At 71.0% G+C, this 16,308-nt stretch carries 13 protein-coding genes; 8 read left to right on the top strand and 5 right to left on the bottom strand.

The window, feature by feature from the left end:
• The 5 genes from EYA84_RS12095 to EYA84_RS12075 all read left to right on the top strand — a co-directional run.
• Nucleotides 1-2,652: ATP-binding protein (locus EYA84_RS12095; RefSeq protein WP_131053134.1), on the top strand; the 2,652-nt coding region annotated here is incomplete at its 5' end.
• 1 nt (nucleotide 2,653) lies between these two features.
• Nucleotides 2,654-4,609, top strand: a complete 1,956-nt coding sequence (locus EYA84_RS12090; RefSeq protein ID WP_131053133.1) for an MFS transporter — start codon at nucleotides 2,654-2,656, stop codon at nucleotides 4,607-4,609.
• Complete coding sequence (locus tag EYA84_RS12085; protein ID WP_131053132.1) at nucleotides 4,606-5,157, top strand: hypothetical protein; 552 nt, start codon at nucleotides 4,606-4,608, stop codon at nucleotides 5,155-5,157. The genes EYA84_RS12090 and EYA84_RS12085 overlap by 4 nt, the downstream gene beginning before the upstream one ends.
• Nucleotides 5,158-5,313: 156 nt before the next feature.
• On the top strand, nucleotides 5,314-6,483 hold the full coding sequence (locus EYA84_RS12080; RefSeq protein ID WP_131053131.1) for a M23 family metallopeptidase: 1,170 nt from the start codon (nucleotides 5,314-5,316) through the stop codon (nucleotides 6,481-6,483).
• Between the two features lie 13 nt (nucleotides 6,484-6,496).
• Nucleotides 6,497-7,093: a hypothetical protein gene (locus EYA84_RS12075; RefSeq protein WP_131053130.1), complete on the top strand. Its 597-nt coding sequence runs from the start codon at nucleotides 6,497-6,499 to the stop codon at nucleotides 7,091-7,093.
• A gap of 5 nt (nucleotides 7,094-7,098) precedes the next feature.
• On the opposite strand, the gene EYA84_RS12070 is transcribed toward EYA84_RS12075, so the two are convergent.
• Nucleotides 7,099-7,668, bottom strand: coding sequence for a hypothetical protein (locus EYA84_RS12070; protein WP_394347562.1), 570 nt, complete (start codon nucleotides 7,666-7,668; stop codon nucleotides 7,099-7,101).
• Between the two features lie 188 nt (nucleotides 7,669-7,856).
• Between EYA84_RS12070 and EYA84_RS12065 the strand changes: the two genes are divergently transcribed.
• Nucleotides 7,857-10,421, top strand: a complete 2,565-nt coding sequence (locus EYA84_RS12065) for an FtsK/SpoIIIE domain-containing protein (protein ID WP_131053129.1) — start codon at nucleotides 7,857-7,859, stop codon at nucleotides 10,419-10,421.
• A complete protein-coding gene (locus EYA84_RS12060; protein WP_162854356.1) occupies nucleotides 10,418-11,140 on the top strand; it encodes a hypothetical protein in 723 nt (240 codons plus the stop codon). The genes EYA84_RS12065 and EYA84_RS12060 overlap by 4 nt, the downstream gene beginning before the upstream one ends.
• Nucleotides 11,141-11,191: 51 nt before the next feature.
• Here EYA84_RS12060 and folE read toward each other — a convergent pair whose 3' ends face one another.
• From folE to EYA84_RS32450, 4 genes are all read right to left on the bottom strand, one after another.
• Complete coding sequence (gene folE, locus EYA84_RS12055) at nucleotides 11,192-11,809, bottom strand: GTP cyclohydrolase I FolE (RefSeq protein ID WP_131053128.1); 618 nt, start codon at nucleotides 11,807-11,809, stop codon at nucleotides 11,192-11,194.
• Nucleotides 11,810-11,901: 92 nt separating this feature from the next.
• Complete coding sequence (gene ftsH, locus EYA84_RS12050; RefSeq protein WP_131053127.1) at nucleotides 11,902-13,920, bottom strand: ATP-dependent zinc metalloprotease FtsH; 2,019 nt, start codon at nucleotides 13,918-13,920, stop codon at nucleotides 11,902-11,904.
• 341 nt (nucleotides 13,921-14,261) lie between these two features.
• Nucleotides 14,262-14,837, bottom strand: coding sequence for a hypoxanthine phosphoribosyltransferase (gene hpt / locus EYA84_RS12045; protein WP_013736289.1), 576 nt, complete (start codon nucleotides 14,835-14,837; stop codon nucleotides 14,262-14,264).
• A 99-nt stretch (nucleotides 14,838-14,936) separates the two neighbouring features.
• The gene (locus EYA84_RS32450; RefSeq protein WP_161594957.1) at nucleotides 14,937-15,092 is read right to left on the bottom strand and encodes a hypothetical protein; all 156 of its coding nucleotides are present in this window, start codon (nucleotides 15,090-15,092) and stop codon (nucleotides 14,937-14,939) included.
• 130 nt (nucleotides 15,093-15,222) lie between these two features.
• On the opposite strand from EYA84_RS32450, the gene EYA84_RS12040 reads away from it, so the two are divergent.
• The gene (locus tag EYA84_RS12040; protein WP_131053126.1) at nucleotides 15,223-16,182 is read left to right on the top strand and encodes a GlxA family transcriptional regulator; all 960 of its coding nucleotides are present in this window, start codon (nucleotides 15,223-15,225) and stop codon (nucleotides 16,180-16,182) included.
• The last annotated feature ends 126 nt before the right edge of the window (nucleotides 16,183-16,308 follow it).

Below are 16,308 nucleotides of genomic sequence, written 5' to 3'. Positions count from 1 at the left end.
CCCGCCGCCCGGACGACCGCCGCACCCCGGCAACGCTCCGTGGAGCGGCGGGACCGTCCGGTGAAACCGGCCCGCGTCCGCGCGCCGAAGATCAAGTTCGGCGACCGGGACCCGGCGGTCGAACTGGCCATCACCGAGATCGCCGGTCACCTGACCTTCACCCCCAACACGGTCACCGCCTGGTACTGGCTACCGGAGGTGCGCTGGGCGTTCCGGCCGGACGCGGAGCGGGAAGCCCTGCTCTCGGCCATCTCCGAGCAGTACGCCGGCCTGGCCGGATTCCGGCTGCACCTGCGGCGCACCAGCCGGCCCTTCCCGGCCGACGAATGGGCCCGCACCATCGACGGAAACACCGCCTCCCCGTTGCCGGACGTTCCCGGCACCCCCGGCTGGGCCGATCACCTGGTCGCGGCGCAGCGGCACCTGCTCTCGGTCAACCACGCCGAGGGGCAGACCTACCTCGGCGTCACCTTCGCGCGTCGCTCGCTCGGCGACTCGCTCACCGAACGGGTGCTGCGCACCTTCGGTCGAGGCGTGGCCGAAGGCGAACGCCGCAAGCTCGGACGCACCGTCGAACAGTTCGACGAGGTTCTGGGCGCGTTCGGCATGCGTGGCCGCCGGGTCACCTCACAGGAGATGGAATGGCTGCTGTACCGTTCGGTGGCGCTCTGCATGGCGCCGCCCGGTGCGCTCTCGCCCATCACCGACGGGCGCTGGGAACGCGGTGACCTGCTGGCCCTCACCGAGCAGGTCGAGCGCTACCGCACGCCGTACGGTTCGACGGTAAAGCTGGTCAACCGGATGACCGGCGAGGAACGGCACGTGGCGGTGCTCGCCGTCGGCCGGATGGAGCCGCTGGAGATCCCCGAGCGGCACGAGCCCTGGCTGCACTTCCACGAGCGGCTGCCGTGGCCCATGGAGCTCTCCACCCGGGTCGACATCCTCGGTTCCGGCGACTCCTTCCGAAACCTGGAGCACCGGCTCCGGATGATCCGGTCGCAGCAGCTCGACTACGCCGAGCACGGCATCGACGCCCCGCCCGAGCTGGAACGCCTGGCCAAGCGCGCCCTGGTGATCGGTGACGAGATGACCACCGGGCTGCCGGTCGACTCCGCCCGGGCGCACGGCTGGCACCGACTCGCCGTCGGTGGGCGTACCCGGGAGGAGTGCCTGGAGCGGGCCCGGCGGCTGATCCAGCTCTACTCGCGCGAGTTGCGCGTCTCCCTCCAGCACCCGAAGAACCAGGACTGGCTGGCCCGCGAGTTCATCCCCGGCGAGCCGATCGCCAACACCGGGTACGTCCGACGGATGCCGGTCCACCTCCTGGCGGCGGCGCTGCCCCAGGCCGCGTCGACGGTCGGCGACCGCCGGGGCGACCTGATCGGGCGTACCGCGGGCACCTGCCGCCGGCCGGTCTTCCTCGACCTGCACTTCCCGATGGAGGTCCGCGAACGCTCCGGGCTCGCGGTCTTCGTGGCCGAGCCGGGCGGTGGCAAGTCGACCCTGCTCGGTGCCCTGGGCTACCTCGCCGCACGACGCGGTGTGCAGGTCACGCTGCTCGACCCGTCCGGCCCGCTGGCCCGGCTCTGCGCGATGCCGGAGCTGCGCCCGTACTCTCGGGTGCTCAACCTGACCGGCTCCGAGCACGGCACCCTCGCGCCCTACTCGCTGATCCCGACGCCGCTGCGCAGCGAGTTCAGCAGCGGTGCGTCCGGCGACCGCGAGTTCGAGATCGCGGTCTCCAACGCCCGGGCCGAGCGTCGGATGCTGGTGCAGGACATCTGCATGATGCTGGTGCCGCCGCAGGTGGCCCGCGAGGCGTCCACCGCCACCCTGTTCCGGCACGCCGTACGCCAGGTGCCGGCCGAGGAGACCTCGACGCTGGACGACGTGGTCACCTGCCTCGGGCAGCTCGACGACGACGCCGGCCGGGAACTGGCCAACCTGCTGCTGGACACCGCCGAGATGCCGCTGGCCATGCTCTTCTTCGGCCGGCCGCCGGAGGGGCTGCTCGGGGCGGACGCGGCACTCACCGTGATCACCATGGCCGGCCTGCGGCTGCCCGACCTCAAGATCGAACGCGAGTACTGGTCGGCCGAGGAGGCGTTGGCGCTGCCGATGCTGCACACCGCGCACCGACTGGCGGTACGCCGCTGCTACGGCGGCTCGATGTCGTCCCGCAAGCTCGTGGGCCTGGACGAGGCACACTTCATGGAAGGGTGGCGCTCCGGCCGGTCCTTCCTGGTCCGGCTCGCCCGCGACTCCCGCAAGTGGAACCTCGCCGCGCTGGTCGCCTCTCAGAATCCAAAGGACATCCTCGGCCTCGACGTGCAGAACCTCGTCTCCACCGTCTTCGTCGGCCGGATCGCCGAGGACGCCGAGATCGCCTCCGAGGCGCTCCGGCTGCTGCGCGTCCCGGTGGACGACGGGTACGAGGCGACCCTCGCCTCACTCTCCACCGCCGACGCGACCTCCGCCCACCGGCTCGGCTTCCGTGAGTTCGTCATGCGCGACGTGGACGGCCGGGTGCAGAAGGTCCGCGTCGACGTCTCCTACGTGGACGGACTGCTAAGTCACCTCGACACCACCCCCGCCGCCATCGCCGCCGCCGCAGGGGTGTTACCTACCGTCCTGCCTGACATGGAGGCGTGACATGGCGAGGGCCCGGGCAAGGATCACGGCGTTCCTCCTGGCACTCGGCGTCCTCGCCGTGGCCACGATCAGTTGGCCCGGGCTCACCGCCACACCCGCGTACGCCGCCCCGGTCGCGTACCAGGCACCCACCGACCTCTGCACGGTGCAGGAGTGGCAGGTCGACTTCCGGGCCTGCGTCGCCAAGCTCCAGCAGGTCGCGGAGTCGGAGGCCACCTGCCTGAACCCCCCGACCCCGACCGCACCGGACTCCGGCATCGCCGGCTGGTTCGCTGCAAGACCTACAACAAACACGATGCGTGGTTCGGGCGACTATTACAGCAACTATGGCTACGCTGGCTACAGCTATAGCACGTATAAAGTGGAGTCCGGCTGCGCCACCACGTTGCTGCACCCGGATTACAAGTTCACCAACACCGTCGCCAACGGTGAGTTCATGATGGCAACGGCGATCATCGGCGCCTCGAACGCCCTGCGCGAGCGCGCCTGGGAACCAGGGACGATGTGGGGCTGGGCCGACCCCCTGGTGGATCAGGCGACCAAGGCGATCTACCAGAAGGTGTTCAGCGTCTTCGGCATCGTCACGCTCTGTGTCGTGGGGCTCTACCTGCTCTGGCGGTCCCGCCAGTCCGACATGAGCACCGCCATGACCACGGCGGGGTGGGCACTGGTGGTAATGATCGCGGTGACCGCGTTGGCCGCCTGGCCCGTCAAGTCCGCCAACCTCGCCGACGGCGCATTGGTTTCCACTCTCGGCATTGTGCATAATGCCGTTGGGCCGGCAGCGGAGACCATTCCTCCTGAGAAATGCGTAATGCCAAACCCGGATGCTTGCGTCGACAAGCGGCCACCCGCTGTCCGGGCAAGCGATACGGCGACAGAAGCACTGCTTTACCGCAACTGGCTCCGTGGCGTACTCGGCTCAGCAGACAGTGAAACTGCACGTAAATACGGCGAAGCGTTATACGATGCTAAATCGCTCTCGTGGGAAGAAGCAGAGAAGTTGAGGGCTAGCCCACAACTTCGTGATGCCACCATTAGCGCAAAGAAGCAGCAGTGGATGACCGTCGCGGCGCAGATCGAGCGGGAGGACCCGGAGGCGTTCGAGTACCTGCAGGGCGTCCGGGACATGGACCGGGTCGGTGCGGGTTTCATCGCCGTACTGGCCGCCCTGCTCTTCGCGATGTTCGACCTGACCGCGTCGCTGCTCGTCCTGCTCGGCTTCCTGATCTTCCGGTGGGCGGTCATCGCCGCGCCGATCCTGGGCACGATCGGCTTGCTCCGACCGGCCAGCGCCGGGCTACGACGGCTCGGCAACGCGGTGGTGGCGGCCCTCTTCAACATCGCGATCTTCGGCACCGGTGCCGCCATCTATCTCTTCGCCGTCGACCTCATCATGAGCACCGCCACGCTGCCGGGCTGGCTGCAGGTGGTCCTGGTCTGGCTGTGCGGAGTGGTCGGCTGGCTGCTGCTGCGCCCCTACCGGCGGATCACCCAACTGGGCGGCAAGGACAGCAGTGCGGCGGTCAGTTCCGCCGGCTCCTGGCACCGACGGTTCTTCCGGGACATGCGTACCGCCGCCCGGCTCGATGTGGCGGAGCCCGGTGGGACCACGGAACCCGGCATGGGACGGCGCCGAGGCCTGGTGCCGGAACAGCCGAAGGTACGTCCGGAGGCCCGGCCGGATCCGGTTCCCACCGGAGGTTCGGCGGCACCGCAGCGTCCGGATGCTCCGCAACGCCCGGACGGTCGTGAGCCGAAGGGCACGCCTCCCCCGGCAGACGAACCGCGCCCCGAGGGCCGGCCCTCCGCGCCGCGACCGCGCCGTCGTCAGCCCGCCTCCTGGACGGCGCCGGACGTACCCGAGGAGAACCCGTCCTTCGCCATCTACCGTCCGGGCTCAGCCGAGCGCGCGCCCGAGAAGGTGACGCCGCGGGTTCGCTCCGAGGCCCGGTGAGTGTCGTGCGACGTGCCATCGAGTTCGTCTTCACCCGGTTGTTACGGTCCCGGCTCGGCGTCGCGCTCGGCATCGCCGTCCTGGTGCTCGGCGTGGTCGGGGCGGCCCGGGTGATCTCCGGTCCGGACGACTCCACCGGGTTGAGCAATCGCCCTCCGGCACCGATCACCACGGTGCACCCGACCACCGGCGACGACGGTGCGATCTCGACGACCACGACGCCATCGCCGGTCACCCGCCCCGGCGAGCCCACACCGGAGCGGATCGCGGAACGCTTCACGACTGCCTGGCTGGGGCAACCGGGCCAATCTGCGGAGCAGTGGCGTCAGGAGTTGCGCCCGTTCGCCACTCCGGCTCTTCTCGACAAGCTCGCCGGCGCGGATCCCGCCGGCGTGCCCACGGGAAAGCCGACCGAGGTGACCGTGCGCGCTCGAGGGGAGACCTTCGTGGAGGCGCTGGTCACACTCGACACGGGGCGACTCCGACTCGAGTTGGTAGCGCCGGACGGACGATGGTTGGTGGACGCCGTGGACTGGGAGCGCGCATGAGCGAGCGGCAGCGAGCGAATCATCATCGCAGTGCGGTAGTGCCTCATGACGGCACGAAGCGAAGCGGAGTGCAGTCATGAGCGAGCGGCAGCAAGCGAATCATCATCGCAGTACGGTGGTGCCTCATGACGGCACGAAGCGAAGCGGAGTGCGGTCATGAGCAGCGAGAGCAGTCCTCGTCGGCAGCCGGTGCGGGTGGGCGCACTCGCTGCGGCGCTCACCGCCGCGCTCGCCTTACTGTGCTGCACTGGTGGGGCCGGTGCCTTCTTCCTCACCGAGTTGGGTGGCGAGTCCGCCGAGCAGATCGACCCGGTCAGCATGGAGTGCACCGGGGACTTCACGGTCGACGTCACGGGCAAGATGCCCCGGTTCTCCGATTACGGGGAACGGCAGATGCGCAACGCCGCAGCAATCATCAAGGTCGGCCAGGACATGAAGGTGCCGGCGCGGGGCTGGGTGGTCGCCGTGGCGACCGCGATGCAGGAGTCGCGGCTGCTCAACCTGGCCAACCGCACCGTCGCCGAGTCGAACGACATCCCCAACGAGGGCGTCGGCGCCGACCATGACTCGGTCGGCCTGTTCCAGCAGCGCGCCTCGTGGGGGTCGGTCCGGCAGCGGATGAATCCGGCGTACGCGTCCCGCAAGTTCTACGAGAAGCTCGTGGACGTACCCGACTGGGAGAAGCTGCCGCTGACCGTGGCCGCCCAGCGGGTCCAGATCAGCGCCTTTCCCGACGCGTACGCGAAGCACGAGGAACTCGCCTCACGCATCGTCGACGCGCTCGCCGGTGGTGCCGCCCGGACGGCGCTGATCGCCGGCCAACAGGTGTGCGACGCGGCCGCGTCGGGTGACATCGCCGCCTCCGGCTGGACCGCGCCCATCCCCGGCGGCGTGGGCTCCGGCTTCCAGACGGCCAGCCGCCCCGGGCACAACGGGGTGGACATCGCCGCGCCGAAGGGCACCCTGATCAGAGTCGCGGCCACCGGCCGGGTCATCGTCTCCCGCTGCGACCCGGACTCGCGCGGGCGACTCAGCTGCAACGTGGACGGTTGGCCGAACAAGGGCGGCTGCGGCTGGTTCGTGGACGTGCTGCACGCCCAGGATGTCATCACCCGCTACTGTCACCTGGTCAGTCGTCCCCGCGTCCAGGTGGGTGACACCGTGCAGGCCGGTGAGGTGATCGGCGAGGTGGGCAGCAGCGGCAACTCCTCCGGGCCGCACCTGCACTTCGAGGTGCACGTCGACGGAGACCGCAGCAGCCGGGGCGCCATCGACCCGGTGCCCTTCATGCGCGCCAAGGGCGCACCGCTCAAGGGCGCGGGGTGAGACACCCGCCGTCATGACAGGACCCCTTCCCGACCCCTTCGCCGACCAGCCGGACTGGGCGCCACGACCACCCCGCCCGATCGAGATCGTGCCCGCCACCAGCCGCGTCGACCTGCGCGGCCAACGGGTCCTGGTCGGGCTGCCCGGCCTCGGGTGGCGCACCGACCTGCGGGCCGACGAGCGGGTGGTGCAGAACAGCCGCACCTTCGTGCCGGTCATTCCCGAACACGAGTGGTACCGCGCCGAGTCCGAACAGGTGGAGGTCTTCGCACCACTGGTGCCGGTCGAGCGGGTCTGGGTCGAGACGGTGAGCTCACCACGGACCATCCCCGTCGAGGAGAGCGGGCTGCGGCTCGTCTCACTGGACGCACCCGCCCACCGGGCACCCACCCCGGTCTTCGAGGCGGATGCGGTCACCGGCCGGCGCGTCGTGCACATGGTCGACGGCGTCGAGCACCGCGACCTGCGCGCGGTCACCGAGACCTACTCCGGTGCCGAGGGCGACATCTGCGTACGGGTCACACCCGAGTTGGAGTGGTATCGCTGGGCCTGGCGCGGTCAGTCACCGACCACACTGGAGGTCCCTGTGCACCTGCTGTGGGTCGAATAGAAGTTCTAGCCTTCCATCGTCGCGGAGCACACACGCCAGTCGTTCCCAAGCCTCGTTGTAAAGACCCATGTCTGGCGGTCGTTTTGTCGAACACCATCTACACGGGCCGAGAACAAGAGATCCACTCGAACCTGGGCTGTATCACTGCCCTGCTGCGCTTGTGGATTCCCCCAACTAACCATGATGCTGACCCCGAAGCGTTCCTCTCGGGCTTCTAGGTCGCTCCTCAGTTGGCGAAGCTGCTCCAGGTCCGCATTCCTCTCGCAGGTGAGAAGATCGGCTCGCACTTCGTTCTCGTCGATCAGAAACGCCCGCAGATAACTGTCCACTACCACCGTTGGTGTGCCCCGGTCGGGGGCGGTGGCGCGGTCGTACAGGACGAAGCCGGTGATCCCGCCCGCCAGGCAGAGCGCCGCCACGGCTCCGGTGATCACCATCAGGACCTTCCGCAGCCGCCGCCGAGGCTGGGGTGGCGCCGGCGCGGTCGAGGGCGGCGCCAGATCCTCCTGCGGCGGGGTCCGTTGCGCCGGTACGCGGGAGACCTGGGAACCGGCGGGGGGCGGCACTGATTCCACCCCCTGAGGCTATCGGCTGGACGCTGTGGACCCAATGCCCCAGATTCAGCAGATCGTGACGGACCACTGGCGACCGGTGAGATCCACGACAACACCGGCGCTGTGGTGCCACGCATCCCCGAGAAGGAGCCGCGACTGGGATACCGTCGTCTCTGCCCGGGACGTGGTGCCGACCTCGGGCGGAGGAGGTGGACGCGGTGGGCGGTCCGAAGGCACGGACGCTCCGCGCCGCCGCGCTGCACCGCCGAGCCGCCGCGACGGTCACGGCGGCGGCTGCCGTCCTCGACGAGACCCGTCCCGCTCCCGCCGATCAGCGTCGGCAGTACGCGCTCGCCGAGCGACTACGGGGCGCCGCGCAGGTTCTCGCGCCCGGCTGGGCCGGCACCGCGCTGGACGCGGTCGCACCGACCTGTCCCGCCGGGGAGGGGCCACCGCCCTTCGTCCGGGTGGGTACCGCCGCGCCGCTGGACGACGCCCGTTTCCCCGCGCTGGTCCCGCTCGTCGGCGCCGGGCATCTGGCCGTCGACGTCGACGCGCACGATCCCCGGGTGGCCGGGCTGCTGCGGGCCGTACTCCTGCGGTTGGTGGCGGCGACACCGGCGGGGGCGCTGCTGGTCCGGGCGGTGGACGCGACGGGTGGGGTACTCGGGCCGTTCGGGGCGCTCGGCGACGCCGGGGTGCTCTCGCCCCCGGCCACGGACACCGACGGCCTGCGGACGGTGTTGACCGAGGCGGAGCGGTGGGTGGCGCCGGGGGCCTCGGGTACCCGCCGGCACGACCGCTCGATGGTGCTGGTGGTCGCCACTCTCCCGGACGAGATCGAGGCGACCGACCTGACGCGGATCGAGGCGCTTGCCGAGCAGGGACCTGCCGCCGGGCTGCACCTGGTGGTGGCCGGGTGGCCGGCGGCTGGGCGGGATCCGCTGCCCCGGGCCACGGCACTCTCGGTCCGCACCGCGTACGCGCTGCTGGGCGATCCTCCCGGGGCGCCTTTCGCCAGCGCGGGCACGGGCTCGCCGGGTGGCTTGAACTCGCCGGTGTTCGTCGAGCCGGATCCACCGGCCGAGCTGGTCGACTCCGTCTGCCGTCGAATCGCCGCCCAGATCGAGGCCGGCACCCGACTCTCCCTGTCGGGCCTGCTGCCGCCGGACACCGACGAGTGGTGGCAGGCGGACGCGACCGACGGGCTGAGCACCACGGTCGGGGACGCGGGTGGGCGTCCGGTGCTCCTCGGCTTCACCGAGTTGACGCCACACTGGCTGGTCAGCGGCCGGTCCCGGGTCTGCCGGGCCACGTTCCTGACCACGGCGTTGCTGGGTCTCGCCGCCCGGTACGGCCCGGAGGAGCTGGAGCTGTATCTGGTCGACCTCGGTGCCGGCGAGTCCTTCGCGGAGTTCCTGCAGACCGAGCGGGACCGGTCCTGGATTCCCCAGGTTCGCGCTGCGGCGATGGCGGCCGACCGCGAGTACGTGCTGGACCTGCTGGAGCAGTTGGCGGCGGAGGTGCAGCGGCGGTCCGAGGCGGCGGCCCGCGCGGGCGGTCAACGCTTCGCCGAGCTGCGGCGACACCGCCGGCTGCCCCGGGTGGTCTGCGTGGTGGAGAACCTGCCGCTGCTCTTCGCCGAGGGGGACCGGTTGGCCGCCGACGTGGTGGCCCGGTTGGACTCGTTGACCAGGGCGGGCCGGGCGTACGGGGTGCATCTGGTGTTGTCCGGTGAGGGTGACCTGGGGTTGGGCGTACGCGACGGTGGACAGCGGGATTCGCTGCTCGGTCAGTTCCCGGTGCGGGTGGCGCTGCCGGGGGGCGGGCCGGTGCTGGAGCCGACCAACGACTCGGCGGCCGGGCTGCCGGTGGGCAGTGCCGTGGTGAACACCGCCGGGGGTCTCGGTGGCCCGCGTGGCGCGATCCGGGGTCACGAGCGGATGGTCCGGTTCCCCGATCCGCAGGACGAACCGGCCGTCGTGGAGGGCCTACGGCACCGTCTCTGGCAGGCGCGTCCGGAGGGCAGCGTCCCGCCGGTGGTCTTCGCCGGGTACGCGTACCCCTCGTTGCGCAACGATCCACGACACCGGTCCGCCGAGTCCGGGCAGGCGCTGGCGCCGGCGGCGCTGCTCGGGCGGGCGGTGGACGTGGCACGGAGCACGGTGGCCGTGTCGCTCGGTCCGGTCGCCGGACGCAACCTCGCCGTTCTCGGGCCGCGACCGGAGGCGACCCGGCTGCTGGCCACGGCCGCTCGGAGCACGGCGGCGCACCACCCGCCGGGGACGGCACGCTTCGTGATCGCCGTACCGGACTCCGAGTCGCGGTCGTCGGCGGAGGATCTGGCGCGGGAGTTGGCGCAGCGGCATCCGGTGGAGACGGTGGACCTGGCCGGGCTGCTCGCGGTCGTCGACGCCGGGCAGCCCGCCTACCTGGTGGTGTTCGGGCTGGACGTGGCGCCGCCGGAGCAGTTGCCCCCGGAGCGGCTGCGGATGCTGCTGCGGGACGGCCCGCCGGCGGGGCAGCATCTGCTCGGCTGGTGGCGCACGGTGCCGTCGTTCGCGGCGCTGCTGGGCCCGGAGGAGACGGTCGACAAGCTGAGCGCGGTGGCGGTGGCGGGTGTGCCGGGGGCGCAGCTCACGCCGGTGTTCGGTCGGCCGGTGGAGTGGCGGCCCCGGCCCGGGCGGGTGGTCCTCTGGGACGGCCCGGTCGAGCGCGGACTGGTGCTGGTGCCGTACGACGTGCCGGATGACGTGGACGGGGAGGCGGCGTGACGGGAAGCGGATCGTCGGTCACGGCCGCCGGGCCGGTGCGGCAGCGGACCGGCGGGACGTCGCCGTCCGGTTCCTCGGACCCGGTGGCTGCGGCGTGGGCCGACTATCTGGCCGCGACCCGTCAGCTCGACGGGGTACGCCGGGACGCGGCGACCGCCGCGAGCGAGCAGGCGCGGACGGTCCAGGCGGCCCGCGAGGAGTTGGCGGCGGTGCGTACCCGGTTGGCGCCGCAGGAGGCCCAACTGCGGGAGGCGGGCGTACCGCCGATGTCGCTGGTGCCCGCGCCGCCGGAGCTGACCGAGGCGACCCGCACGATGACCGGCGGGTCGGGCGCGGTGCTGGCCGCGTTACGGGAGGCGAACCGCTGGGCGCACGGTGCGGACGACGTGCTCGCGGCCCGGGGCCTGCCGGGCGCGGCCCCCTGGCCGGCCCGACCGCGCAACCTGCTGGTGTACGGGCCGTTGGCATTGTTGGTGCCGCTGCTCCAGATCGTGGCGTACCTGGTCGCCGGGAGCGACGCGGTGACGGTGTTGACGCTGGTGGTCGGCCTGCCGGCACCGGCGGTGGCGTTCGGGGTGGGGTGGCTGGCGGTGGGGCGGCTCTTCCCGTCCCGGCCGGGCGAACGGGTGGACCGGACGTCCCGGTTCGGTGCGTTGACCTGCCTGGTCCCGGCGGTGCTGACCACCGCCGGGATCGTCCTGGCGATGCTGGCCGCCTGAGCGGCCCGGGCCGGGCGCGGTCCCCGTGGTGGGGCGTCCCGGTCGAGCCGCTCAGCGCGGGATGATCAGCGCCATCGCCTCGGCGCGGGACTTGGCGTCCCGTTGCAGGGTGCCGCGCACCGCCGAGGTGATCGTCTTGGCGCCCGACTTCTGGATGCCGCGCATGGCCATGCACATGTGTTCGCACTCCAGCACGACCACCACGCCCCGTGGCGCCAGCCGCTCCATCAGCAGGTCGGCGATCTGGGAGGTGAGTCGCTCCTGCACCTGCGGGCGTCGTGCGAAGACCTCGACCAGCCGGGCCAGTTTGGACAGGCCGGTGATCCGACCGTCGGGCCCGGGGATGTAGCCGATGTGCGCGCTGCCCCGGAACGGCAGCAGGTGGTGCTCACAGAGGCTCATCACGTCGATGTCCCGGACCAGCACGAGTTCCTCGTGGTTGGCCTCGAAGGTGGTGGTGAGCACCGTGGCCGGGTCCACCCGCAGGCCGGCGAAGAGTTCGGCGTACGCCCGGGCGACCCGCGCCGGGGTCTGCTGGAGGCCGTCGCGGTCCGGGTCCTCGCCGACCGCGATCAGGATCTCGCGGACCGCCTTCTCGATCCGGCCGAGGTCCATGGTGTCCTCGACCGGGCGGCCGGTGAGCCGGCCGTTGACCAGCCGGGCGGCGATGTAGTCGAGGTCGTCGAGATCGTCGATGTCGGGCTCGGTTGCGGAGGCGGCCGATCCCCGTTGCTGGGGACCGGCCGCCGTGTCGTCGGTGCTCAGTGCGGGCCGTCCGAGTTGTTCGAGCTGACGCCACCGACCGTGGTGGCCTGGGCGCCGTCGGCCTCGGCCTGCACCTTGAGCGCGTCCTTCTCGGCCGGGGTGAGCACGGGCGGCTCGGTGGAGGGCTGCCGTTTGCCGAAGCCGTTGTACGGCGCCATCGGCGGACGCTTCACCACCCGGGAACAGATCCGGGCCATGTCGGCGGTGGAGAGGGTTTCCTTCTCCATCAGCTCGAGCACGATGTTGTCCAGGACGTCCCGGTACTCGACCAGGATCTCCCAGGCCTCGTCGTGGGCCAGTTCGATCAGCGCCCGCATCTCGCCGTCGATCTCGGCGGCGACGGAGTCGGAGTAGTCCCGCTCGTGGCCCATGTTGCGACCGAGGAACGGCTCGTCCCCGCTGGTGCCGTACTTGATCGCACCGAGCTTGGAGCTCATGCCGTACTGCGTGATCATCGCCCGGGCCAGTGCGGTGGCCTTCTCGATGTCGTTGCCGGCACCGGTGGTGGGCTCGTGGAAGACGAGTTCCTCTGCGGCCCGGCCGCCCAGCGCGTACGCCAGGGTGTCGATCATCTCGGCACGGGTCTGGGTGTACTTGTCCTCGGTGGGCAGCACCAGCGTGTGCCCCAGCGAGCGACCGCGCGACAGGATCGTCACCTTGTGCACCGGCGCGGCGTGCGGCAGGGCCCAGGCGACCAGCGCGTGACCACCCTCGTGGTACGCGGTGATCTTCTTCTCCTGGTCGCCCATCACCCGGGTCCGGCGCTGCGGGCCGGCGATCACCCGGTCGATCGACTCCTCCAGCGACTCGTTGCTGATCGCCCGCTGGTCCTTGCGGGCGGTCAGCAGGGCCGCCTCGTTGATCACGTTGGCCAGGTCGGCGCCGCTGAAGCCCGGCGTCCGCTTGGCCACCGAGTCGAGGTCGACGTCGGGCGTGAAGGGCTTGCCCTTGGCGTGCACCCGCAGGATGGCCTTGCGGCCCTCCATGTCGGGGGCGTCGACCGGGATCTGCCGGTCGAACCGGCCCGGACGCAGCAGCGCGGGGTCGAGGATGTCCGGCCGGTTGGTGGCGGCGATCAGGATGACGCCGCCCTTGACGTCGAAGCCGTCCATCTCGACGAGGAGCTGGTTCAGGGTCTGCTCACGCTCGTCGTGCCCGCCGCCCATGCCGGCGCCACGGTGGCGACCGACGGCGTCGATCTCGTCGACGAAGACGATCGCGGGGGCGTTGGCCTTGGCCTGCTCGAACAGGTCGCGGACCCGGCTGGCGCCGACGCCGACGAACATCTCCACGAAGTCGGAGCCGGAGATCGAGTAGAAGGGTACCCCCGCCTCACCGGCGACCGCCCGGGCGAGCAGCGTCTTACCGGTTCCGGGCGGCCCGAAGAGGAGTACGCCCTTCGGGATCTTGGCACCCAGCGCCTGGTATTTCGCCGGGTTCTGCAGGAAGTCCTTGATCTCGTGCAGTTCCTCGACGGCCTCCTCGGAGCCCGCGACGTCCGCGAAGGTCGTCTTCGGGGTGTCCTTGGTGATCATCTTCGCCTTGGACTTGCCGAAGTTGAGCACCCGGGAGCCGCCGCCCTGCATCTGCGACATGAAGAACAGCAGCAGCAACACGAGCAGCACGATGGGGAGCAGGTTGACCAGCAGGCTGACCCAGATGCTGTCGGACGACACCTCGGTGTCGGCCGGCCCGGTGACCCGGTTGTTGGCCTTGGCGTCGAGGACCTGGTTCCAGACCTCGTTGCCGACCTCGTACGGGAACTGGGCCTCGATCAGCTTGGTCTTCGTCTCGCCGAACTCGGCCTCTTCGGCCAGGTCCAGCTGGATCGTCTGTTCCTTGTCCTGGAAGACGACCTTCTCGATACCGCCCTTGTTGAGCTGGTCGAGCGCGACTGAGGTGTCCACGCGGTGGTAGCTGGGTCCACCGGTGAACAGCTGACTGAGCACGACGGCGCCGAGGATGACCAGGATGACCCAGAACACCGGTCGGCGGAAGAAACGCGTACGTTCCATGCTGTATGTCGAGCGCCGAGACGCCCGCATCCTCCTGATCGACGTCCTGACCGACTGTGGGTGTCGCCGCTTGGGCGGCTGCCGGAGCCGCCGTGCGGGCCGGCCTCGACCCCGGGGCGCGAATTGTCGCACCACGGTCATTCGACGGTACACCGTACGCGACCGATCTGAGCTGGCGAGCCCAGCACTTACGCGTACGGCGAACCGGATGTCGACCGGCGTGACGGAGAGCGGATTCCACCGTCACCGGAGTCCACGGTAGCCCGACCAGCTGAAAGTCGGCTGAACGTCGACCGGACCGGCGGCATCGGACCTCGGTGCCGTCCCGGCCGGAACCGAGGTCAGGAGCGGGCGTACACCTCCGGCTTGAGCACGCCGACGTACGGCAGCTCGCGGTATCGCTCACCGAAGTCCAGGCCGTACCCGACGACGAACTCGGTCGGGATGTCGAAGCCGACGTACTTCACCGGCACCGTCACCTTGACCGCGTCCGGCTTGCGGAACAGCGCGACCACCTCGACGCTCGCCGCCGACCGGGACTCCAGGTAGCGCAGCAGCCAGGACAGGGTCAGGCCGGAGTCGACGATGTCCTCCACCACGACGACGTGCCGGCCGGCGATGTCCCGGTCGAGGTCCTTGAGGATCCGGACCACCCCGGAGGAGGTGGTGCCCTGGCCGTAGGAGGAGATGGCCATGAAGTCCAGCTCGGCGGGGGGGCCCTGGCGGCCCAGCGCCCGGGCGAAGTCGGCCATGAACATGACCGCGCCCTTGAGTACGCAGACGAGCAGCAGCCCGTCGGTGACGTGGGCGTAGTCCGCGGAGACCTGCTTGGCCAGTTCCGCGGTCTTCTCGCGGATCTGCGCCTCCGAAATGATCACGTGGTCGATGTCGGCGTCGTACCAGGAGCCGTCAGCCATGGTCCTAGCCTGCCGTACGCCCCGGGTTCGCCGTCGGCGGGGCCGCCTCTTTCGGGGCGACCCCGGCCCGGATCTTTCCGACGAAGGGCACGAACCGCATCAGTACGGGTGGGACCGCCAGCGGTGGCCACCGTCGGACGGCTTCCAGTCGGCCGAGTCGCGGCTGTCCGCGGTCAGCCCGACGGCCGAGAGCAGAGCGAGGAGCAGGAAGAACACGAGGAAGAAGAGAAGTCCCATGGCGGCGCTCGCTTTCATCTGGTTTCTGGTGATCTCGCCGCCGGTGCACCGGGCTGACACCAGTCTGCGGGTCCCGCCGATCGCCGGACAGTGGCAGGAATGCCACTCACCCTCGATTTTCTGCCACCCCCCGGGTTACCCTCGTCACATGCTCCGCTCGGTCGCGGTACTCACCCTGGACGGCGTCGCCCCGTTCGAAGTCGGCGTGCTCGCCGAGGTCTTCGGCACCGACCGCACCGCCGACGGCCTGCCCGGCTACCGGTTCGACCTGTGCAGCCCGCAGGGCGCACCGGTGCGTACCACCGCGGGTTTCGGCCTGGTGCCCACCGCCGACCTCGACTCGATCGACCGGGCCGACCTGGTGGCCGTGCCGGCGCACCACGGCACCGAAGCGCCCGCCGAGGTGCGCGAGGCGCTGCGGCGGGCCGCCGACCGGGGGGCACACCTGTTCAGCGTCTGCACCGGGGCGTACCTGCTGGGTGAGGCCGGGCTGCTCGACGGCCGGGAGTGCACCACGCACTGGCGGCACGTCGACGAGTTGCAGCGCCGCAATCCGAGTGCGCGGGTCCGCTGCAACTCGCTCTACGTGCAGGACGGCCGGCTGCTCACCAGCGCCGGCACCGCCGCCGGCATCGACGCCTGCCTGCACCTGGTACGCCAGGAGCACGGCTCGGCCGTCGCCACCCGGCTGGCCCGACGGATGGTGGTGCCGCCGCACCGCGACGGCGGCCAGGCGCAGTACATCGAGGCGCCGATCCCGAAGGCACCGGAGGCACCCACCCTGGAACCGGTGCTGGAGTGGCTGATGGAACGGCTCGACCAGCAGTTCACCGTCGACGAGTTGGCCGCCCGCGCGGGCATGGCGCCCCGGACCTTCGCCCGCCGGTTCCGCGCGGAGACCGGCACGACCCCGCACGACTGGCTGACCGGCCAGCGGGTGCTGCTGGCCCGGCGTCTGCTGGAGGACACCGGGCTGTCGGTGGAGGCGGTCGCCGAGCAGGCCGGCTTCGGGGACGCCGCCGCCCTGCGGCACCACTTCACCCGCCGGGTCGGCGCCACCCCGCACACCTACCGCACCACGTTCCGCGACCGCGCCCCGGCGGGCTGACCGCCAGGCCTAGTGCGGTGTCCAGGAACGTTCACCGGGCCGCGCCGGGTCCAGACGACGACCGGCGGCGTGGGAGTCGGGCCTGGATACAACACCGGTATCCAGGCCCGACTCCGCCTTGCCGGA

It is taken from the genome of Verrucosispora sp. SN26_14.1, from assembly GCF_004307965.1.
Taxonomy (GTDB): Bacteria; Actinomycetota; Actinomycetes; order Mycobacteriales; family Micromonosporaceae; genus Micromonospora.
This window is presented reverse-complemented; position numbering and strand designations above follow the sequence as displayed.

Bases quoted from the DNA above. Each gene is read 5' to 3' on its own strand.
- EYA84_RS12090 (WP_131053133.1), top strand. From the start codon at position 2,654: ATGGCGAGGGCCCGGGCAAGGATCACGGCGTTCCTCCTGGCACTCGGC.
- EYA84_RS12080 (WP_131053131.1), top strand. From the start codon at position 5,314: ATGAGCAGCGAGAGCAGTCCTCGTCGGCAGCCGGTGCGGGTGGGCGCA.
- EYA84_RS12075 (WP_131053130.1), top strand. From the start codon at position 6,497: ATGACAGGACCCCTTCCCGACCCCTTCGCCGACCAGCCGGACTGGGCG.
- ftsH (WP_131053127.1), bottom strand. From the start codon at position 13,920: ATGGAACGTACGCGTTTCTTCCGCCGACCGGTGTTCTGGGTCATCCTG.
- hpt (WP_013736289.1), bottom strand. From the start codon at position 14,837: ATGGCTGACGGCTCCTGGTACGACGCCGACATCGACCACGTGATCATT.
- EYA84_RS32450 (WP_161594957.1), bottom strand. From the start codon at position 15,092: ATGAAAGCGAGCGCCGCCATGGGACTTCTCTTCTTCCTCGTGTTCTTC.
- EYA84_RS12040 (WP_131053126.1), top strand. From the start codon at position 15,223: ATGCTCCGCTCGGTCGCGGTACTCACCCTGGACGGCGTCGCCCCGTTC.